Origin of the sequence: Pantoea deleyi, assembly GCF_022647325.1 — a bacterium.
Classification (GTDB): Bacteria; Pseudomonadota; Gammaproteobacteria; order Enterobacterales; family Enterobacteriaceae; genus Pantoea; species Pantoea deleyi.
Window position 1 is genome coordinate 734,407 of sequence record NZ_CP071405.1, and the last position, 19,096, is coordinate 753,502.

At 58.4% G+C, this 19,096-nt stretch carries 17 protein-coding genes; 12 read left to right on the plus strand and 5 right to left on the minus strand.

Translation table 11 applies throughout. The features are described 5' to 3' along the window. The first annotated feature begins 456 nt into the window (after positions 1 to 456). Both J1C59_RS03590 and J1C59_RS03595 read left to right on the plus strand, forming a co-directional pair. Positions 457 to 939, plus strand: a complete 483-nt coding sequence (locus tag J1C59_RS03590; RefSeq protein WP_128086229.1) for a YciE/YciF ferroxidase family protein — start codon at positions 457 to 459, stop codon at positions 937 to 939. Between the two features lie 10 nt (positions 940 to 949). Beyond that, positions 950 to 1,456 (plus strand): ferritin-like domain-containing protein, encoded by a 507-nt coding sequence (locus J1C59_RS03595; protein WP_111140752.1) that lies wholly within the window; start codon positions 950 to 952, stop codon positions 1,454 to 1,456. 67 nt (positions 1,457 to 1,523) lie between these two features. On the opposite strand, the gene treF is transcribed toward J1C59_RS03595, so the two are convergent. Both treF and J1C59_RS03605 read right to left on the minus strand, forming a co-directional pair. Next, positions 1,524 to 3,182, minus strand: coding sequence for an alpha,alpha-trehalase TreF (gene treF / locus J1C59_RS03600; RefSeq protein ID WP_111140751.1), 1,659 nt, complete (start codon positions 3,180 to 3,182; stop codon positions 1,524 to 1,526). Positions 3,183 to 3,533: 351 nt separating this feature from the next. Beyond that, positions 3,534 to 4,391, minus strand: coding sequence for an SDR family oxidoreductase (locus tag J1C59_RS03605; RefSeq protein ID WP_111140750.1), 858 nt, complete (start codon positions 4,389 to 4,391; stop codon positions 3,534 to 3,536). Between the two features lie 98 nt (positions 4,392 to 4,489). Between J1C59_RS03605 and J1C59_RS03610 the strand changes: the two genes are divergently transcribed. The 8 genes from J1C59_RS03610 (at position 4,490) to J1C59_RS03645 (ending at position 11,555) form a co-directional block, all read left to right on the plus strand. Further along, the gene (locus J1C59_RS03610; RefSeq protein ID WP_111140749.1) at positions 4,490 to 4,870 is read left to right on the plus strand and encodes a winged helix-turn-helix transcriptional regulator; all 381 of its coding nucleotides are present in this window, start codon (positions 4,490 to 4,492) and stop codon (positions 4,868 to 4,870) included. Between the two features lie 787 nt (positions 4,871 to 5,657). Next, the gene (locus J1C59_RS03615) at positions 5,658 to 7,070 is read left to right on the plus strand and encodes a cytochrome ubiquinol oxidase subunit I (RefSeq protein WP_128086540.1); all 1,413 of its coding nucleotides are present in this window, start codon (positions 5,658 to 5,660) and stop codon (positions 7,068 to 7,070) included. A gap of 1 nt (position 7,071) precedes the next feature. After that, the gene (gene cydB, locus J1C59_RS03620) at positions 7,072 to 8,076 is read left to right on the plus strand and encodes a cytochrome d ubiquinol oxidase subunit II (protein ID WP_111140747.1); all 1,005 of its coding nucleotides are present in this window, start codon (positions 7,072 to 7,074) and stop codon (positions 8,074 to 8,076) included. A 1-nt stretch (position 8,077) separates the two neighbouring features. Then, complete coding sequence (locus J1C59_RS03625; RefSeq protein WP_128086539.1) at positions 8,078 to 8,245, plus strand: DUF2474 domain-containing protein; 168 nt, start codon at positions 8,078 to 8,080, stop codon at positions 8,243 to 8,245. 307 nt (positions 8,246 to 8,552) lie between these two features. Further along, the gene (locus J1C59_RS03630) at positions 8,553 to 9,422 is read left to right on the plus strand and encodes a helix-turn-helix domain-containing protein (RefSeq protein WP_128086538.1); all 870 of its coding nucleotides are present in this window, start codon (positions 8,553 to 8,555) and stop codon (positions 9,420 to 9,422) included. 205 nt (positions 9,423 to 9,627) lie between these two features. Beyond that, on the plus strand, positions 9,628 to 9,822 hold the full coding sequence (locus tag J1C59_RS03635) for a hypothetical protein (RefSeq protein ID WP_128086537.1): 195 nt from the start codon (positions 9,628 to 9,630) through the stop codon (positions 9,820 to 9,822). Between the two features lie 351 nt (positions 9,823 to 10,173). Further along, positions 10,174 to 10,953, plus strand: coding sequence for a siderophore-interacting protein (locus J1C59_RS03640; RefSeq protein WP_277933481.1), 780 nt, complete (start codon positions 10,174 to 10,176; stop codon positions 10,951 to 10,953). A gap of 71 nt (positions 10,954 to 11,024) precedes the next feature. Beyond that, entirely contained in the window at positions 11,025 to 11,555 is a 531-nt protein-coding gene (locus tag J1C59_RS03645) for a PadR family transcriptional regulator (RefSeq protein WP_128086535.1), read from the plus strand. 2 nt (positions 11,556 to 11,557) lie between these two features. Here the strand turns inward: J1C59_RS03645 and J1C59_RS03650 are convergent, their stop codons facing one another. Next, positions 11,558 to 11,854, minus strand: a complete 297-nt coding sequence (locus tag J1C59_RS03650) for an Rdx family protein (protein ID WP_128086534.1) — start codon at positions 11,852 to 11,854, stop codon at positions 11,558 to 11,560. A 461-nt stretch (positions 11,855 to 12,315) separates the two neighbouring features. On the opposite strand from J1C59_RS03650, the gene J1C59_RS03655 reads away from it, so the two are divergent. Continuing rightward, entirely contained in the window at positions 12,316 to 12,813 is a 498-nt protein-coding gene (locus tag J1C59_RS03655) for a CinA family protein (RefSeq protein WP_111140740.1), read from the plus strand. Positions 12,814 to 12,838: 25 nt separating this feature from the next. On the opposite strand, the gene acuI is transcribed toward J1C59_RS03655, so the two are convergent. Next, positions 12,839 to 13,822, minus strand: coding sequence for an acrylyl-CoA reductase (NADPH) (gene acuI, locus J1C59_RS03660; RefSeq protein ID WP_140917294.1), 984 nt, complete (start codon positions 13,820 to 13,822; stop codon positions 12,839 to 12,841). Between the two features lie 563 nt (positions 13,823 to 14,385). Here acuI and J1C59_RS03665 point away from each other — a divergent pair. Beyond that, complete coding sequence (locus J1C59_RS03665; protein ID WP_140917293.1) at positions 14,386 to 16,539, plus strand: ornithine decarboxylase; 2,154 nt, start codon at positions 14,386 to 14,388, stop codon at positions 16,537 to 16,539. A 1,433-nt stretch (positions 16,540 to 17,972) separates the two neighbouring features. Here the strand turns inward: J1C59_RS03665 and mltC are convergent. Beyond that, positions 17,973 to 19,052: a membrane-bound lytic murein transglycosylase MltC gene (gene mltC, locus J1C59_RS03670; protein ID WP_128086610.1), complete on the minus strand. Its 1,080-nt coding sequence runs from the start codon at positions 19,050 to 19,052 to the stop codon at positions 17,973 to 17,975. Between the last annotated feature and the right edge of the window lie 44 nt (positions 19,053 to 19,096).

Consider the following 19,096-nt stretch of genomic DNA (forward strand, 5'->3'; position numbering starts at 1 on the left):
TGTAAAGAATCTCTTTTATTTTCCTGCAAGATAATTACATTCTGAATTGTGTCGCTGCTGAAGCATCAGCAGACTAAGACGCCGTTAATTAAACCGGAGGGATTTCCTTTCCGGTTTTTTTATTTCCTGCCGATTAAGGTTATACCATTTAATAAAACTTTGTACAGGTAACGTCTGGCTGGGTGAAGTTTTTACGCGTCTGGCGGTGAAACGTATACAGCGATTTATAAACTTGTACAAATTCCGGTGTGGCTAGCGAAGCCGCTGCAGGAAAAACTATTATCAGCTAACGTATTGCTATAAAAGGGAAAATGCATTTCACATGCTACTTTTGTATTAAATTCATACTGATGCGGTGTGCTATATTATAAATCTCCACTAGACTTTCCGGGTGTCAACGAAATGACTGGCGTTGCGTTATTAATGACGCAGCTTTTTTAACAATGAGGCTATCTTATGACAGTGAAAACGTTAAATGACCTGTTCATCCATGACTTATCCGATGTCTACAGCGCTGAGAAACAGATAACCCGTGCATTGCCTAAAATGGCGCGTGCTGCCAGTGACGAAAATCTTATCGCTGCCTTTAATCAGCATCTGGAAGAGACCCGTGCGCAGATTGAGCGCCTGGATGAACTGGTGGAGGTGACGCCTGAGGTCAGAATTAAACGAATGAAGTGTCATGCGCTCGAAGGTCTGGTCGAAGAGGCGCAGGAGATTATCGAATCTGTGGAAAAAGGTGAAATCCGCGATCAGGGGCTGATCGGTGCGGCGCAGAAGGTTGAGCACTATGAGATTGCCACCTACGGTACGCTACATGCGCTGGCGCTGAAGCTGGGTTACACCAAAGCGGCCAGACTGCTGGAGACGACCCTGAATGAAGAGAAACAAACGGATGAGAAACTCACCTCGGTAGCCGAAGCGATTACCGTTTCTTAAGGAGGACGACATGACTGCGATTGAACATTATCACGACTGGTTGCGCGACGCGCATGCTATGGAGAAACAGGCGGAAAGCATGCTCAGTAAGATGTCGGGCCGGCTTGAACACTATCCGGCACTGGAACAGCGTCTGGCTCAGCACCTCGACGAGACGAAACATCAGCTGACGCTGCTGGAACAGCTGCTCGACAGCCACGGTATCGATCACTCCGTGATGAAAGATGCGATGGGTAAGATGGCGGCCACCGGTCAGGCGGTCGGCGGAATGTTTAACTCCGATGAGGTGGTCAAGGGCGCCATCAGCGGCTATGTCTTTGAGAATGCCGAAATCGCCAGCTACACCAGCCTGATCGCCACGGCTGAACAGGTCGGTGACGCGCAGGGCGTTCGCATACTGAGTGAAATCCGCGATCAGGAAGTGGCCATGGCGGAGTGGCTGCTGCAGCATATTCCTGAAGTCACACAGCAGTTCCTGCAACGTGCCTCACAGCCGGGCACCGAAGCGAAGAAGTAGTCCCGCAGGATGACCTGCATGAAAAAGCCGGGCGAACCCGGCTTTTTGCGTTGCTGGCGTGACGGACTCAGTCCGCCATCAGATGGCCATACATCGTCATCAGCTTACGCGTGACGCCGTTGGTCCAGCCAAAACCATCCTGGAGCGGATATTCGCCCCCGCCGCCCGGACGGGCGCGTTCGCCGCTGATGTCATACTTCTCAACCAGCTTATGGTGCAGCTGGTAGAAGTTATTCACGGTATTAAGCCAGTTCACCGCCACTTCCGTCGCCAGCGTCTCTTCACCGTAGTTGTTCAGGCCGACGATCGCCATCCACTGCATCGGTGCCCAGCCGTTGGGCCGATCCCACTGTTCGCCGCTCTCCACCATCGAGGTCAGCAGGCCGCCATTGCTCAGCAGCAGGTGACGCAGGGAGATCGCCTGCAGGTGCGCCTGATGCGGCGTTGCCAGCCCGACAAACAGCGGAACCACCGACGCCACGGTAAAGGCACCGAAACGCTCACGCCGCCAGTCGTAGTCGCGGAAGACGCCAGCGGTGCTGTCCCACAGATAGCGGGTGATCGCACGTTTACGCGCTTCGGCCTTTTTCTGCCACGCCAGCGCGGTCAGCTCTTCGCCCTTGGCGTGCGACAGGGTGGCGATCATCAGCTCCAGCTTGTACAGGAACGCGTTCAGATCGATAGGAATAAATTGTGTGGTGCGAATGCTCGACAGCCGTTTCGGATTACGCAGCCAGCGCGAGGAGTAATCCCAGCCCGACTCCGCGCCCGCACGCAGGTCGCGATAGACCTCGCTGGCCGGACGTTTCGATTCGCGGGCGGTTTCCACATCTTCCATCCACGACTCATCGCGCGGCGTATCGCGGTCGTCCCAGTAGCGGTTCAGCAGCGAACCGTTCGGCATCCGCACGACATGGCGATAGGCCTGATTAGGCATCAGCGACCCGGCGCCATCCATCCAGAACTGATACTCCTTCATCAGCTGTTCCTGATAGCGTTTCGCCCCGCGCACGCCATCCTCTTCGAACAGCTCGACCATCAGCGCAAAGACCGGCGGCTGCGAGCGGCTGAGGTAGTAGGTCCGGTTGCCGTTGGGCACATGACCGTAGTTGTCGATCAGCCAGGCGAAGTTATCCGCCATGTGACGCAGCAGGTCGTCACGGCCCGACTCCGCCAGGCCGAGCATGGTGAAGTAGGAGTCCCAGTAGTAGGTTTCGCCAAAGCGGCCGCCCGGCACCACATAGGGTTTCGGCAGCGGCAGCAGCGATGAGTGCGGCATATGCTGCTGCGGCATTTTGGTCAGGACCGGCCACAGGTCATCGATATGCTCGTTGAGCGTTTTATCCGGGTTGGAGACATAAAAGCTTTCGTTTACGCCAGGCAAATAAAAGTGATCGGCGACAAAACGCGACAGGTCGAAGTCACTGCTGCGTTTCTGACGACGATAGCGCATCAGCACATCCAGCGGATCGTACTTTGGCGAACAGTCGGGGAAGGTTTTACTGTCCTCGAAGATCCGCGACATCTGGACATGTTCAAACAGTTCCAGATAACGATCGGCAGGCGTGAGCGCATCCGGGGCAGGCAGGCCTTCAATCAGCTCCGGCTCCGGTTCAGAATCCTGCATGCGCTCCAGTTTCAGTTCATGGGGATCGTATTGATACTCAACTTCCGCCCCGGCACGAACCTCTTCAAGTGCATTCTGTTGCTGGCGATAAGTATTAATAGCGGCCTCCTGAGCGGTCGGGGTTGCACAAAGGACAAATTATAGCCTCCCCGACCTGCGGAACAACAATGCAGAATATCTATGAACGTAATAAAAATTGTCTATTAATCGAGGTTTTTTAATAAATTTCAGTCAATTCAACCAAATATAGCGCTGTTCACCAAAAACACATTTCGGATGAATCTCTTAGCGGCCTGAATTTAAAAAATTAACCTGAAGAAAATCGACGTCTGTTAACATTCTGACACAGAATCCCGGGCCGGAAAGGGGACAAAAAATGGCATACGCAACGGGAAAGCGGGGCGGACGGCGGCGCTGAGCGGGAGGGGTTCCCGCTCAGCATCTGGCGCGTCAGGCCTTCGCCAGCGCAGCGCGGATCACCGCCTGCCACGCGGTCGTCGGACGGCCGGTCAGGCTGCTCAGCTGACGGGAATCACTGAAAAGCGCGCCTTTCTCTGCACCTGCATCGGAGTCAGCCAGCATCTCTGCCAGGCCTTCCGGCAATCCGGCGCTTTTCAGCGCGGCCGCAAACTCAGCCTGGGAAAGATTCACGTAATCGACCTTTTCACCACTCTGCGCGGCGATTTCGGCCGCAAACGCCGCCAGCGTATAACTGTCGTCACCGGCCAGCTCATAGACTTTCCCGGCCTGGTCCGGCCGGGTCATCACTTCCGCCGCGGCATCCGCGTAATCCTGACGCGCAGCCGAGGCGATGCGGCCTGTGCCCGCCGCGCCGATAAATGCATGGTGTGCCAGCGCTGGCGGAATGCTGGCGGCGTAGTTCTCGGTGTACCAGCCGTTGCGCAGCAGAGCGAACGGAATGCCTGAATCTCTCAGCAGCGCTTCCGTGGCGCGGTGCTCCAGCGCCAGGCCCAGCGGCGAGGTATCCGCATGCAGCAGGCTGGTGTAGGCGATAAAGCGCACGCCAGCGGCGCGGGCGGCCGCAATGACGGCCCTGTGCTGCGCTTCACGCTGGCCGACTTCACTGCCGGAGATCAGCAGCAGTTTTTCCACACCGGCAAAAGCGGCCTCCAGCGTCTCTGGCTGGCCGTAGTCGGCCTGGCGGACGATGACGCCCTGTGCGGCCAGATCGGCGGCTCTGGCGGGCGTACGCACCGCGGCGACGATCGTCTCTGCCGGAACTTTCTTCAGTAGTGCTGCAATCACCTTACGGCCGAGCTGGCCGGTTGCGCCTGTCACTGCAATCATGATCTTTCTCCTGTAGCTGTTGGTGAAATTCAGACTAGGGGATAAACTAACTTTAAGTAAGTACTTACAGAATTGTTAGTGTGGGAAAGGCAGAGTAAATGGCTGAAAAACTGAGTGAAAAATTTATTCGTGGCGAACTGCTTAACGTTGATTGTCCCTCGCGTGACGTCCTGAAGCGGGTCACCAGCCGCTGGAGCGTACTGATTCTGCTGGCGTTGCAGGACCAGACGCTGCGCTTCAGCGCGCTGCGCCGGGCCGTCGGCGGCGTCAGCGAACGGATGCTGGCGCAGAACCTGCGTTACCTGGAGGAGGATGGTTTTGTGCAGCGCATCGCTTTCGATGTGGTGCCGCCGCACGTTGAGTATCGCCTGACGCCGCTCGGTCGCGAGGTCGGGGAGCAGGTCGTGGGGCTGGCGGACTGGCTGGAAGAGAATCTGGGCCGGATTCTGGCGCAGCGTGGCAGCCTTCCGGCAGCCTGAATTTCCGCGCCAGTGGTCAGAATGTGACGACACCGGCATTTTTTAATCTGCATTTCTGCTTTTCGGCCCAGCGCATTTCTGCACCGCCATCGCGCCACCGGCAGGGTGGCGCAAATAACCCAGCCGGCCTCCCGACTTATTGCCGCTAATTAAATCGATTTATCCTGTCCGGGCCAGCAATAATCTGCGGCCTGGCTTTCATTGTTAATTCACCCGTAAATTTTGACTCATTTTATTAACATTCCTGCGGCCTCTTAATTCCCGGCTCCGCCGTTTATTTTGTCAGAATCCCCGACGGGATCTGCCGGAGTAAAACCAAAAATAAAACAAAGCGGCAGAGACGGCTGTTTTCAGGTTTAACCTGTTAAGAAATAAGATGATTTCATTTTTCCTGCGTCACTTTTCGGCCCGCGTGGTCAGTGTGATCAGCAAAATAGTGTCTGAAAACAGGCCGTTGAGACCCTTTTTTCGGCGGAATTTGTGTTCGCCGGCCCGCTTTTTAATGCGGCAAATACCGTAACATTAATGACACAAAAACACCCTGTGGTTAACCTTTAAGCCTTATTTTTAAATAGATAATTCCTGCTAAAAACAATGATCAAAATCAAAAAAGACTGTTATAGTTTTCATTAACCCCACTGTTTCTGTTTCCTCGCCGCGAATAGTTCTAAATTTGCGGCGGGAATTTCAATAAGCGCAGAGAAGTCGCGTATCAGGCTTAAGTTGTTAATTATAAGTAAATACATGGTGTTCTATGTGGCAAATCTATGTGGCAAAGAGGTAAGCAATGTTCGGATTAGATGCCTTTCATCTGGCCAGGATACAGTTCGCATTTACTGTTTCCTTCCATATTATCTTTCCCGCCATCACCATCGGTCTCGCCAGCTTCCTGGCCGTCCTCGAAGGTATGTGGCTCAAAACCCGCGATCAAACCTATCGCGATCTCTATCACTTCTGGTCGAAAATCTTTGCCGTTAACTTCGGCATGGGCGTGGTTTCCGGGCTGGTCATGGCGTATCAGTTCGGTACCAACTGGAGCGGCTTCTCGGAGTTTGCGGGCAGCATTACCGGTCCGCTGCTGACCTATGAGGTGCTGACGGCGTTCTTCCTGGAAGCGGGCTTCCTGGGCGTGATGCTGTTCGGCTGGAATCGCGTCGGTCCGGGTCTGCACTTCTTTGCCACCTGTATGGTTGCCCTGGGAACGCTGATCTCCACCTTCTGGATCCTGGCGTCCAACAGCTGGATGCACACCCCGCAGGGGTATCTGATCGAGAATGGGGTGGTGGTGCCGCAGGACTGGCTGAAAATCGTCTTTAACCCCTCATTCCCTTATCGTCTGTTCCATATGTCGGTAGCGGCCTTCCTGGCCAGCGCCTTCTTTGTGGGATCGTCTGCGGCCTGGCATCTGCTCAAGGGCAACAACAATCCGGCTATCCGCAAGATGTTCTCTATGGCGCTGTGGATGGCCCTGATTGTCGCGCCGATTCAGGCGATGATTGGTGATGCGCACGGTCTGAACACCCTGGAGCATCAGCCTGCCAAAATCGCGGCGATCGAAGGCCACTGGGAAAACCCGCCGGGCGAAGCGACCCCGCTGATCCTGTTCGGCATCCCCGATATGGAGCAGGAGCGCACCAAATATGCGCTGGAAGTGCCTTATCTCGGCAGCCTGATCCTGACGCACAGTCTGGACAAACAGGTGCCGGCGCTGAAGTCGTTCCCGAAAGAGGATCGACCGAACTCAACGGTCATCTTCTGGTCCTTCCGCGTGATGGTGGCGCTGGGCCTGCTGATGATTACGCTGGGTGTGGTCAGCCTGTGGCTGCGCGTTAAAGGCCGCCTCTATGAGTCGCGTCCTTTCCTGTGGTTTGCGCTACTGATGGGCCCATCCGGTCTGATTGCGATTCTGGCGGGCTGGTTCACGACAGAGATTGGTCGTCAGCCGTGGGTCGTCTATGGCGTACAGCGAACGATTGATGCGGTTTCCGCGCATGGCGACATGCACATGAGCATCAGCCTGCTGGCCTTTATTCTGGTTTACAGCTCGGTGTTTGGCGTGGGGTATCACTACATGATGCGCCTGATTAAGCAGGGACCGGTTGTCGGCGAAGGTCACGTTACCGAAGAGGGTGGACCCGGTCAGAAGAAAACCCCGGCGCGTCCGCTTTCCGCTGCCACCTTTAAGGATGGAGAGCACTAAGATGATCGATTTTTCCGTAATCTGGTTTGTGATTATCGTCTTCGCAACCCTGATGTATATCGTGATGGACGGCTTCGACCTGGGGATTGGTCTGCTGTTCCCGTTCAACAAAGATGCCGGTGAGCGCGACATGATGGTGAACACCGTCGCGCCGGTCTGGGATGGCAACGAAACCTGGCTGGTGCTGGGCGGTGCGGGCCTGTTTGGTGCGTTTCCGCTGGCCTACGCGGTGATCACCGATGCGCTGTCGATTCCGCTGACCGCCATGCTGATTGGCCTGATTTTCCGTGGTGTCGCCTTCGAGTTCCGCTTCAAGGCGGTTGAAGGCCACCGGGCATTCTGGGACAAATCCTTTATTGCCGGTTCGGTCATCGCGACCTTCAGTCAGGGGGTGGCGGTCGGCGCTTTCCTGGATGGCATCCCGGTTGAGGGCCGTCGCTTCGCCGGTTCGGCCATGGACTGGCTGGCGCCGTTCCCGCTGTTCTGCGGCCTGGGTCTGGTCGTCGCCTATGCGCTGCTGGGCTGCACCTGGCTTATCATGAAGACCGAAAACGAGCTGCACCGTAAGATGTCCGCGCTGGCAACGCCGCTGGTCATCGCGCTGTTAGTGATCATCGGTATCGTCAGCCTGTGGACGCCGTTCTCACACGCGGACATCGCCCATCGCTGGTTCAGCCGGCCAAACCTGTTCCTGTTCCTGCCGGTTCCGGTGCTGGTGCTGCTCTGCTCGTGGGGAATTGTGCGCGCCATCAAGCGCGAGGCGCACTATTCGCCGTTCCTGCTGACGCTGGCCCTGATCTTCCTGGGCTTCTCCGGACTGGGTATCAGCGTCTGGCCCAACATCATCCCGCCATCGGTCACGATCTGGGATGCGGCCTCACCGCCGCAGAGCCAGGCCTTTATGCTGGTCGGTAGCCTGCTGATTATCCCGATGATCCTGGGCTACACCTTCTGGAGCTACTACGTGTTCCGTGGGAAAATCAAAGCAGACGCAGGATACCATTGATATGAAAAGCCTCAGCAGCATGAAAGACCCCAAGGACGAAACGAAAGCCCCCTGGTGGAAGCGTGTGATGTGGCTGGTCGTTATCTATGCCGCCAGCGTACTGGCGCTGGGCGTTGTTGCCTCGCTGTTCCGGATGATGATGACGGCAGCGGGCATGCGCAGCCACTAGTCGCGGGCAGCCAGGTTGCCGTTCTTCTCCGTGAAGAGGCGCCTGGCGGCAGGCGGGCACCGCCTCTCTGCGGAGCGCCGGTCGCAGGATCAGCGCGCAGTGGTTATCCGTTGTGCGCCCCTCTCCCGGGGACGTCATGTAAAAGGCTGACGCGTGTCAGCCTTTTTTAGTTAGTAACCTAAGCAATTAATGCGGTATGCCGCTGAAATCACGGTTTATCGCGCCCCTTTTCTTATGACGAATGGCAATTTTTGCTATTCTCATGTGCCGAAAATCCCAGTCCTAATCTGCGTCGTAACTTGCCATCATGCTCAGTCAGGCCATTAAAAAACAGCACATCCACGATCTGGTTGAGTGGATAGAAGCCAATCTCACCGACGACCTGAATATCGACCAGATCACCCTCAAGTCCGGCTATTCCAAGTGGCACATGCAGCGCATGTTCAAAGAGATGACCGGGCAGACGCTGGCGGCCTATACCCGCAAACGGCGTCTGACGATGGCGGCGATGGCGCTGCGCCTGACGCGTATGACGCTGATCGATATCGCCGTTCGTTTTGGGTTTGATAATCAGCAAAACTTCACCCGGGTTTTCAAAGGCCACTTTTCGCTGACGCCTGGCGCGTTTCGCCGTATTCCCCATCTGCCGGTAAAGAACTTTCATGGCCGCATTCTGGTACGCACCCTGGCCGAGCGCGCGACGCTGGTGATGCGCGAAGAAGCGCTGCCTTTGCGCGGAGAGACGCTGGAGTGGGAGTGTAAGTTCGGGGATTATATTGCCGACCGCGATCACCGGGTGGCCGATCAGGCGCGGCATCTGGTGGCGCTGGCAGGCAGCCAGGTGACGCAGGGCTGGCTGGGCTTTCAGTATGGCCCCGGCGACAGCTCGGCCGACCAGCAGAATATCAGCCTGTTTCAGGCGCTGGAGCCGCAGCATGCCGGGCTGCTGGGTGATAACACCACCCGCTGGCACGAAGAGTGTGGCCTCTATGCGTCGATCCGCTGGAGCGGTAAACCGGAGCAGCTGACGCGTTTTATCGAGGATATCTACTATCAGCATCTGCCCACGCTGGGCGTGTCGCGCCGTCCGGGCAAAGATCTGCTGCGGCTCGATTTTGCGCTCTGCAAGCCCGACTGGCTCAGCGGCGTCTTCTCCATCCCGGTGACCCAGGCGTAGACTTCAGGGCAGGGGAATCGCGCATTCATCTTTCGTGCGGTAAACCGTGACAAACCGCACGATTTTATAAAATAACGCGCCCGACTGGCGTAAAATCCTCCTCCGAAACCCCGTCATACCTTAATCATCGTGCTTCTGTGATGGGGCTGGAATATTCATCTGCAATTCAGGCCGTTTCCGGCCAGAACGACAACCGAAGACCATTATGCGACGCTTATTGATTTCACTTATTCTGGCATTGCCTGTTATGGCAATGGCGCAGCAGGCTGAGCCTTTCTCACCGCCTGCCGGACTGCATCCCCACTCTCAAGGCTCTCAGCATGAAATTCTGGGCGACGGAGAGCTGCCGGAGCACACCGGCTCACACGCTTCTCTCTCCGGATTCAACGACACGCTGTAAGTGCGGGTGCGCTGCTGTTAACCGCAGCGCACAAAGGTGCCCGGCTCATCAGTAGCCGGATGCGCTCACGCTATTCACCTCCCGGTCCAGCCTCTTCCTGCTGCCTCTCTCTGATTCGTCCCTGTTATCCCCGGCTGTTCTGCGGTCCGCTTCGCGCTATTCCGGTCGATCCTGTGGCCGGATGATGCGTCGCCTCGTCGGCGCAAAATATATCTTATCGCGGCCGATCGCATTTTTCGTTCTTGTGCTGAAGATATATCATAGCTAATCTTCTGGCTTCAGATGCGAATGATTGTTATTTAACTCCGGCGCGCCCGACCTGCGGGCATACCGGCTTCCGGGAGAGACATGTTGCCTACATCAGCGAATCCACGTACGCCGCAGCGCGTCCGCAATGAATTACGTTTCCGCCATATTGAGGTCGTCAGTAAAACGCAGATCGCCGGTCACTTCTGGCGTATCCGCTTCAGCGGCAGCGATCTGGCGGGCTTTACCTCGCCAGGCTTCGACGATCACATCAAAGTCTTCTTTCCGGCTGACGATACGCCGCTCGCGCTGCCGCAGATGACGGAAGAGGGCATCGTCTGGCCAGCGGGTCTGCGCCCGCAGGCGCGGGACTACACGCCGCTGGAATTTGATGGTGAGTCTTTACTGACCCTCGACTTCTATATTCATCAGCAGGGTGTCGCCAGTGACTGGGCAACGCGGGCGCAGCCTGGCGATCGGCTGGTTATCGGCGGGCCGCGCGGCTCGCTGGTGGTGCCGACCGATTATGCTTTCCAGCTCTGCGTCTGCGATGAAACCGGTCTGCCCGCCTTTGCGCGCCGTCAGCGCGACGTGCAGGCGCAGACGCTGCATCTGTTCGCCTTCACCGATGAAGCGACGGGCCGCGACTACCTGGCAGAGACGGATAACCTGACCGCACACTGGCTCGGCAGCGGCCAGATGCAGAAGGCGCAGATCGACGAACTGATAGCCCGGCTGGATGCGATCGCGCTGCCGGCAGAAGATTACTTTATCTGGCTGACCGGCGAGGGGGAGGCGGTGAAAGCCCTCTCGGACTACTTCACGCTGCAGCGCGGCCTCGACAGCCGCTTCGTGCGGGCGGTGGCCTACTGGCACGCGAAGTAGGCGGTTACGGCAATTGAGTTTTGTCAGGCGGCGAACTACCATCAACCTCCTTTTTCTCCGCAGGGCAGGCCATGAAACCGTATCCGACTTCCACTTCCTCTGACGCGCAGGCTGGCTGCGGCGGGCGTCGCAAACGACGTGAAAAAATGCTGGAAGCGAGTGAGATCCGCCTGCTGATGCTGCACTTTCTGGAACAGCGTGCGGCGCACGGCTATGAGCTGATTAAGTCGGTTGAGGAGCTGTCAAAGGGAGAGTATTCACCGAGTCCGGGAATTATCTATCCCAATCTGACGCTGCTGGAGGAGATGGAGGCGATTCAGGTGGTGGATGCGCAGGCCACACGCAAAGCCTATCGCCTGACGCCCGCAGGCAGGGCGCAGCTGGCCGAACAGCGTGAAACGGTTCTCAGCCTGATTGCGCGGCTCTCTTCACTGGCAGTGCTGGTCAACAACCGCAGCATTCCTGCCGTGGAGCAGGCGATTCACGGGCTGAAGGTCGCGCTGAACCGGCGGCTGGCGCAGGAAGATATCTCAGACGCCGCGCTGCAGACGCTGATTCAGGCGCTGCATGACGCGGCAGAGAAAATCACCCGCAGCGAATAGCCTTAGCTGATTTCCGTTTTGTGCTTGTCGATATGACCCAGCGTGCGGTCCGGGAAGCAGATGTCGCGCACGCGCTGCTTCAGCGTGGTCGCGTCCGGGAAGCCGCCATCGCGCTTACGTTCCCACAGCAGATGCTCATCCAGCATAATCTCGAAAACACCGCCGGTGCCCGGCTTCAGCGTCACCTCCGCCAGATCTTCCGCGAACGTGTGCAGCAGTTCCTGTGCCATCCATGCGGACCGCATCAGCCAGTTGCACTGCATACAGTAATGAATAACGACCACCGGTTTTTGCGCCATAACTCTCTTCCTTTACGTATGAATAAATGCTGATGCATTCGGGTTAAAAATCTGTGCGCTGTGGTGAGTTATCCCGATAAACCTGCCTGATGGCATGGGGCGGGTACAAAGCCTGAATCGTCGGCATGGTGTTCATGCCTGGTGCCGCGTTGACCGCGTGCTTTTTTATGCTGCCGGCGGGCAGGGAGGCGAATAGTAACAACTAATCCGTGGCTGCGCGCCTCTGCGACCCGTTTTTCAGCGATTGACGCAGCTTCCCGCCTGCCTGCGGAGAGGCCGCGCGGCCGGACAGCCTCTGCCACGGCGCGCTCAGCCCGATCCTCAGGGTCATGCTAAGCGTAACCCGCCTGATATTCAACCCTGATTTCTGGCCGTTTCGCTTTTAAAAACATTGCCTTGCGAGCTTTTAATTGCCGATTTTGCGCTATACCTGGAGTGCCTGACAGACTGAGGAGACCACTATGGCGACATCACTTGATCAGACCGCTGAACAACTGGGTAAAATTTTACTCGCTTCCGGATGGCATCTGACCACCGCCGAATCCTGCACCGCCGGGCTTATCAGCATGACGCTGGCGGCGGTAGAGAGCAGCGGCGACTTTTACACGAGCGGCTTTGTGACCTACAGCGAAAACGCCAAAATCCGCCTGCTGGGGGTGCATCCCGACACGCTGAAGCAGCACACGGCGGTGAGCGAACAGACGGCCAGAGAGATGGTGCAGGGGGCCTGCGCCCGTTCGGGCGAACCAGTGGGATTATCGATTACCGGCTATGCCGGGCCGGACGGCGGAGACGATGGTACCCCGGCGGGTACCATCTGGTTCGGCTGGATGTTGCCGGACGGCACGGATGAGGCGGAGTGCCATCAGTTCAGCGGCGATCCAAAATCCGTGATGGAGCAGGGCACAGAGTTCGCGCTGCAGGGGCTGATCAAACGGTTACGGCGGGCCGCCCGCTAGAGGCGTGCACCGTACCTTTCTGGATTCAGCGGCAGTCGACGATCAGCCGACCCTGCACACGCCCCTCCAGCAGAGCCTGCGCGCCCTCTCTGGCTTCGCTCAGCGGGATCACCCGGCTCAGCCTGCTGAGCCGTTCGCTATCCAGCAGCTCACCGAGGCGCTGCCACGCCTGCTGGCGAAGCGGTTTCGGACACATCACGCTATCGACACCGGCCAGCGTCACGCCACGCAGGATAAAGGGGGCGACGCTGGCTGGCAGGTCGAGCCCCTGGGCCATGCCGCAGGCCGCGACCACGCCGTCCCGCCGCGTGGCGGCCAGGACATTCGCCAGCGTGTGGCTGCCAACGCTGTCGATGGCGGCGGCCCACTGCTCTTTAGCCAGCGGCTTGCCGGGCTGGGATAACGCTTCGCGATCCATCACCGAGGTTGCACCCAGGGTGTCGATTAACCAGCCGTGGTCGCTGGCGCGTCCGCTCGATGCCGTCACCTCATAGCCCAGACGTGCCAGCAGGCTGACGCTATAGCTGCCGACGCCGCCGCTGGCGCCGGTCACCAGCACCGGTCCGCGTTCCGGCGTGATGCCCTGCTTTTCCAGCGCCATCACGCAGAGCATCGCGGTCAGGCCCGCCGTGCCGATAGCCATCGTCTGTAACGGACTCAGCGTGGCGGGCACCTTCACCAGCCAGTCACCGCTGACGCTGGCCTTCTGCGCCAGGCCGCCCCACTGTTTTTCACCGACGCCCCAGCCCGTCAGCAGCGCCACATCATCCTCTTTCCAGTCGGGATGGCGGCTGGCCGTCACCCGGCCAACAAAATCGATACCCGGCACCATCGGAAACTGGCGCACGATTGGGCCTTTATTGCAGATCGCCAGAGCATCTTTGTAGTTGAGGGATGAGTAGCTGACGTCGAGCGTGACATCGTGGTCGGGCAGGTGGGATTCGGGGAGATCTTTCAGCAGGGAATGATAACCCTGTTCGTCATTTTCAATGACCAGTGCCTTGAACATGCCGCCTCCGGCAGAATGGAAAAGAGAGGCTAAGTCTACGCCAGGCTGCCGCGATGCGGTAGGGCAGGCGGGCGCATCCGGACCAGCAGAGCGACTGCCTGGATAATGCGCATTCAGATCCGCGAGACAATAAGTGCATAAATCCGCATATATTTCAGATAATTAATCGAAAGGTGAAAGGTTGGTGGGTGAATTAAACTATATAAATCAATGTGTTAAGCGATGGCGGGGTGGGTGGATAATTCGGCGTTGCGGCTTGTCGGTGCTTAAAAAAGATGACATGATGAGCGCCACTTTTTTGACCCTGCTTCTTCACCATCGAGGACGTCGCCATGTCCGGTTTACCGCGCATCCGCCCGTCTTACCGTTCGCGTTTTCCGGCGCACAGCGGGCTGTTCTCTTTCCCGACATCCCGATTACTGACCATGCGGTGAGTCCGTCAGGCGGTGGCGGTGGAGCATCCTTCACCCGCTGCGTAATGCCTGCCGATCGTTCATTATTCGCCGGGGCTCCGTCCCCATAATTGTGCCGCAGGCACTTCTCCCTGACGTTGGGGATTCGCTATGACTCCACTGAAAATTGCTGCCAGCGCCGCCGTTGCGCCCAGCCTGACCCTGAACACCGCGCGTGATGTCGTGACGCTGGATAACACCGATTTTACCGATGTGGCGGCGGTTGTCGTCTCGCTGGCGGATACCCGCAGCGGGGTACTGGCCCTGCTGCGCCACACCGGCTTCAATCTGCCGGTCTTTGTCGCGAACGCCTTTGAAGAGGAGGTGATGCACCTGCCCGGCGTCAGCGGTGAGCTGAATGGCGAGCCGGAGGCGTGGCAGGCGCTGGAGGCGGCTGCGCAGGCGTATGAAGCGGCGCTGCTGCCGCCGTTCTTTGAGACGCTGAGCCGCTATGTCGATATGCAGAACAGCACCTTTGCCTGTCCCGGTCATCAGGGCGGTGCGTTCTTTAAAAAGCATCCGGCAGGCAAACAGTTCTTCGACTTTTATGGCGAGAACGTTTTCCGTTCGGACATGTGCAATGCCGACGTCAAGCTGGGCGACCTGCTGATCCATGAAGGCTCCGCCAAAGATGCGCAGAAGTATGCCGCGAAGGTGTTTAACGCCGACAAAACCTACTTTGTGCTGAACGGCACCTCCAGCGCCAATAAGGTTGTTACCAATGCGCTGCTGACCCGGGGCGATCTGGTGCTGTTCGACCGCAACAATCACAAGTCGAACCATCATGGTGCGCTGATTCAGGCGGGCGCGACGCCGGTTTATCTGGAAGCGGCGCGTAATCCCTTTGGCTTTATTGGCGGTATCGACGCGCACTGCTTTGATGAGACTTATTTGCGCGAACAGATTGCGGCGGTAGCACCCGCGCGTGCCGGGGAGGCGCGGCCGTTCCGTCTGGCGATTATTCAGCTGGGTACCTATGACGGCACGGTCTACAACGCGCGTCAGGTGGTGGATCGCATCGGCCACCTGTGCGATTACATCCTGTTTGACTCCGCCTGGCTCGGCTATGAGCAGTTTATTCCGCTGATGGAGGGCTGTTCGCCGCTGACGCTGGAGCTGAACGAGAACGATCCCGGCATCTTTGTCACGCAGTCCGTGCACAAGCAGCTGGCCGGTTTTTCGCAGACGTCGCAGATCCATAAAAAGGATAATCACATCCGCGGCCAGCGGCGCTTCTGTCCGCACAAGCGTCTGAACAACGCCTTTATGCTGCACGCGTCCACCAGCCCGTTTTATCCGCTGTTTGCCGCGCTGGATATCAACGCCAGAATGCATCAGGGCGAAGCGGGACGTCGGATGTGGGATGAGTGCGTCAGGCTGGGGATAGATGCGCGCAAGGCGATCCTGGAACGCTGTGACATGATCCTGCCGTTTGTGCCGGAGAAGGTGGCGGGAGCGCGCTGGCAGGATGCTCCGACGGAGACGATCGCCCGCGATCTGCGCTACTTCAGCTTTGAACCGCAGGAAAAGTGGCACGGTTTTGCCGGTTATGCACGCGATCAGTATCGGGTCGATCCCTGTAAGCTCCTGCTGACCACGCCGGGCATCGACGCGGTCAGCGGTGAGTATAGTGAGTTTGGTATACCGGCGACGATCCTGGCGAACTACCTGCGTGAGAACGGCATCGTGCCGGAGAAGTGCGATCTCAACTCGATCCTGTTCCTGCTGACGCCCGCAGAGAGTCCGGAGAAGATGGCCAATCTGGTGGCGATGCTGGCGCAGTTTGAGCAGCACGTTAAAGAGGATGCGCCGCTGGCCGAAGTGCTGCCGACCCTCTACCGCAAAAATGCCGGACGCTATGCGGGTTACACCCTGCGGCGTCTCTGTCAGGAGATGCACGATCTCTACGTCAGCCACAATGTGAAGGATCTGCAGCGCCTGATGTTCCGCGCCGCAGAGTTCCCGGCGGTCAGGGTGAATCCACAGGATGCGCATCAGGCCTATATTCGCGGCGAGGTGGAGCTGGTGCCGATAGCCGAGGCAGAAGGGCGAATCGCGGCGGAAGGGGCGCTGCCTTATCCGCCGGGCGTGCTCTGCGTGGTGCCGGGAGAGATCTGGGGCGGCGCGGTGCAGCGCTATTTCCTGGCGCTGGAAGAGGGGCTGAATCTGCTGCCTGGCTTCTCGCCGGAACTGCAGGGTGTTTACACCGAAGAGGATGACCAGGGACGCAAATACCTGGTGGCCAATATGATGGTGGAGGGTTGATCTGAGCGGGTTTTGGCCGCCGGGCGAGGGAGTGTTCGCTGCGCGAATGGGGCTGTGGTTTTGCGCTGAGCGGGTTTCGCCCGCCAGGCGCGCGGGAGTTTCAGTTTGCCCGTGCGGGCGGACGCGTTAAGGGGCGGACGCCCGCCCCTTAACAATCCCGGCGTCCGGCTGCCTTCGCGCCCCGCTTCGCGGGGTGCCCTCGTCACGCCCTGCGGCCGACGGACCGTCCGGACTCGCCATCCCTGGCTCGCGCCGTCCTTTCGCCGACGTCCTGTCGGCGCATCCTGGCCTCCGGTTGTTCCTCAGCGCTGCGGACGCCTCTTTCGGACCGTCGCCGGTAAATTTGTTGCCGGTTGCTGGCAGAGCAGGCCGCTGGCGGTGGGGAATACCAGGCTGTAGTTTTACGCTGAGCGGGTTTCGCCCGCCAGGCGCGCGGGAGTTTCAGTTTGCCCGTGCGGGCGGACGCGTTAAGGGGCGGACGCCCGCCCCTTAACAATCCCGGCGTCCGGCTGCCTTCGCGCCCCGCTTCGCGGGGTGCCCTCGACACGCCCTGCGGCCGACGGACCGTCCGGACTCGCCATCCCTGGCTCGCGCCGTCCTTTCGCCGACGTCCTGTCGGCGCATCCTGGCCTCCGGTTGTTCCTCAGCGCTGCGGACGCCTCTTTCAGACCGTCGCCGGTAAATTTGTTGCCGGTTGCTGGCAGAGCAGGCCGCTGGCGGTGGGGAATACCAGGCTGTAGTTTTACGCTGAGCGGGTTTCGCCCGCCAGGCGCGCGGGAGTTTCAGTTTGCCCGTGCGGGCGGACGCGTTAAGGGGCGGACGCCCGCCCCTTAACAATCCCGGCGTCCGGCTGCCTTCGCGCCCCGCTTCGCGGGGTGCCCTCGTCACGCCCTGCGGCCGACGGACCGTCCGGACTCGCCATCCCTGGCTCGCGCCGTCCTTTCGCCGACGTCCTGTCGGCTCATCCTGGCCTCCGGTTGTTCCTCAGCGCTGTGGACGCCTCTGTCAGACCGTCGCCTGTACGTTTTTTTGTTTACTTCTATATGGCGTTGTCTGCCTGTCTGGAAAGCAGAGCCAGTTCCATGAACCTGAAGCGATAAAGTACCCAACACAGAAAGAAGACGTTACAGCGGGCAGGGAGGCCGTCAGAGCCGTTAAGCGGATGAGGGATTTCAGGACGAGCGGCAGGGATGTCCCGCCGGTCCGTAAGAAATCCGGAAGAATTGAAGGGACCGCGAAGCGGCGGTGATGCAGGCCGGAGCCAGGGGGCAGGGGGCGCGGCGACTGGCGCCCCCTTGTCGGTCGCCTGCAGAGGCGGGCCTGAAACAGCCCGGCCCGCCAGACGAACGAAACCCGCGCAGGGTAAAACTACGGCCAGACGAAGCCGGGCCCGTTTGCGCAGCAAACTTCCCCCGCGCAGCGAGCCCCCCCAATCAGAACCCTCTGTAACTCCGCTGTGCGGTACTCACCTTATAGAGATAACGGCGCGACTCCGCCGACGGATGCTGACTGGTCAGGGTCTGATAAACCTTATTCGGCGACATATTGTTTATCATCGCAAACGCCCGATCTTTATCGCTTGAGAAGACGCGCAGCACGCTGCCAGCCCCGCCGTTATAGGCCGTGATCACCGCATAGCGGCGTGACAGTGGGTCCTGAATGCCGCCCAGATAGTTGCGCTGCAACAGCGCCAGATAGGCCGTACCGGCGTCGATGTTGTTCTCCGGATCCAGCAGATAGCTGCGGCTCGGTTTGCCCCATTTGCCCTTCATGCGGAACACATCCACACCGGCGGTATGCTGCACGACCTGCATCAGGCCCAGCGCATCCGAGTGGCTGACCGCATAGGGGTTAAAGCTCGATTCGGTCTGCATAATCGCCAGGATCAGCGATGCATCGACACCGTACTCTTCGGCGGCTTTCCGCACCATCGGCAAATATTTGTGTGCACGCTTGTCGAGGTGGTTCGGCACCATCGGAATCGAAATAGAGTAAATCACATGCAGGCCGGACGTGCGGCGCATCAGTTTGTGCTGGATCAGATAGTCCGCAAAGGCTTCAGCGCGGCCCTGCCAGCGAATCGGCTGACCGGTGTTATCCAGTACCTGACCATAGAGCAGCGGCTCTTTACTGATCTCGATGTCGTTGGCATCGGAGTAGAGATCGACATTACCCGGATCTTCACCAATCAGCAGGGTGGTCACGATCGCCTGGCGCAGGCTGGCCATCGGATCGGTGCCTGAGATCGTTTCGATCGTCAGCTTACCGCTCTCAAAGTTGATGTGGCTGCGGGTGTAATAGTTGTCGCTGTATTTGACGTAATCTTTCGGTCCGGCAATCAGGACCTCATTGATACCCCAGATATTCTCAATATTGTGAGCAAACTGCCCCATCAGAATATCAAAACCGTTGGTATCTTTTACCCACTCTTCGTGGGACTGCTGATGTTTCGACCCGGAACAGGAGACCAAAAGTGGTGCTATCACCAACAAGGCGATTAATTTTTTATTCATTGGGAGTGCAAGCCTGACCTGGATAACCGGCCTCCCTGAAGAGG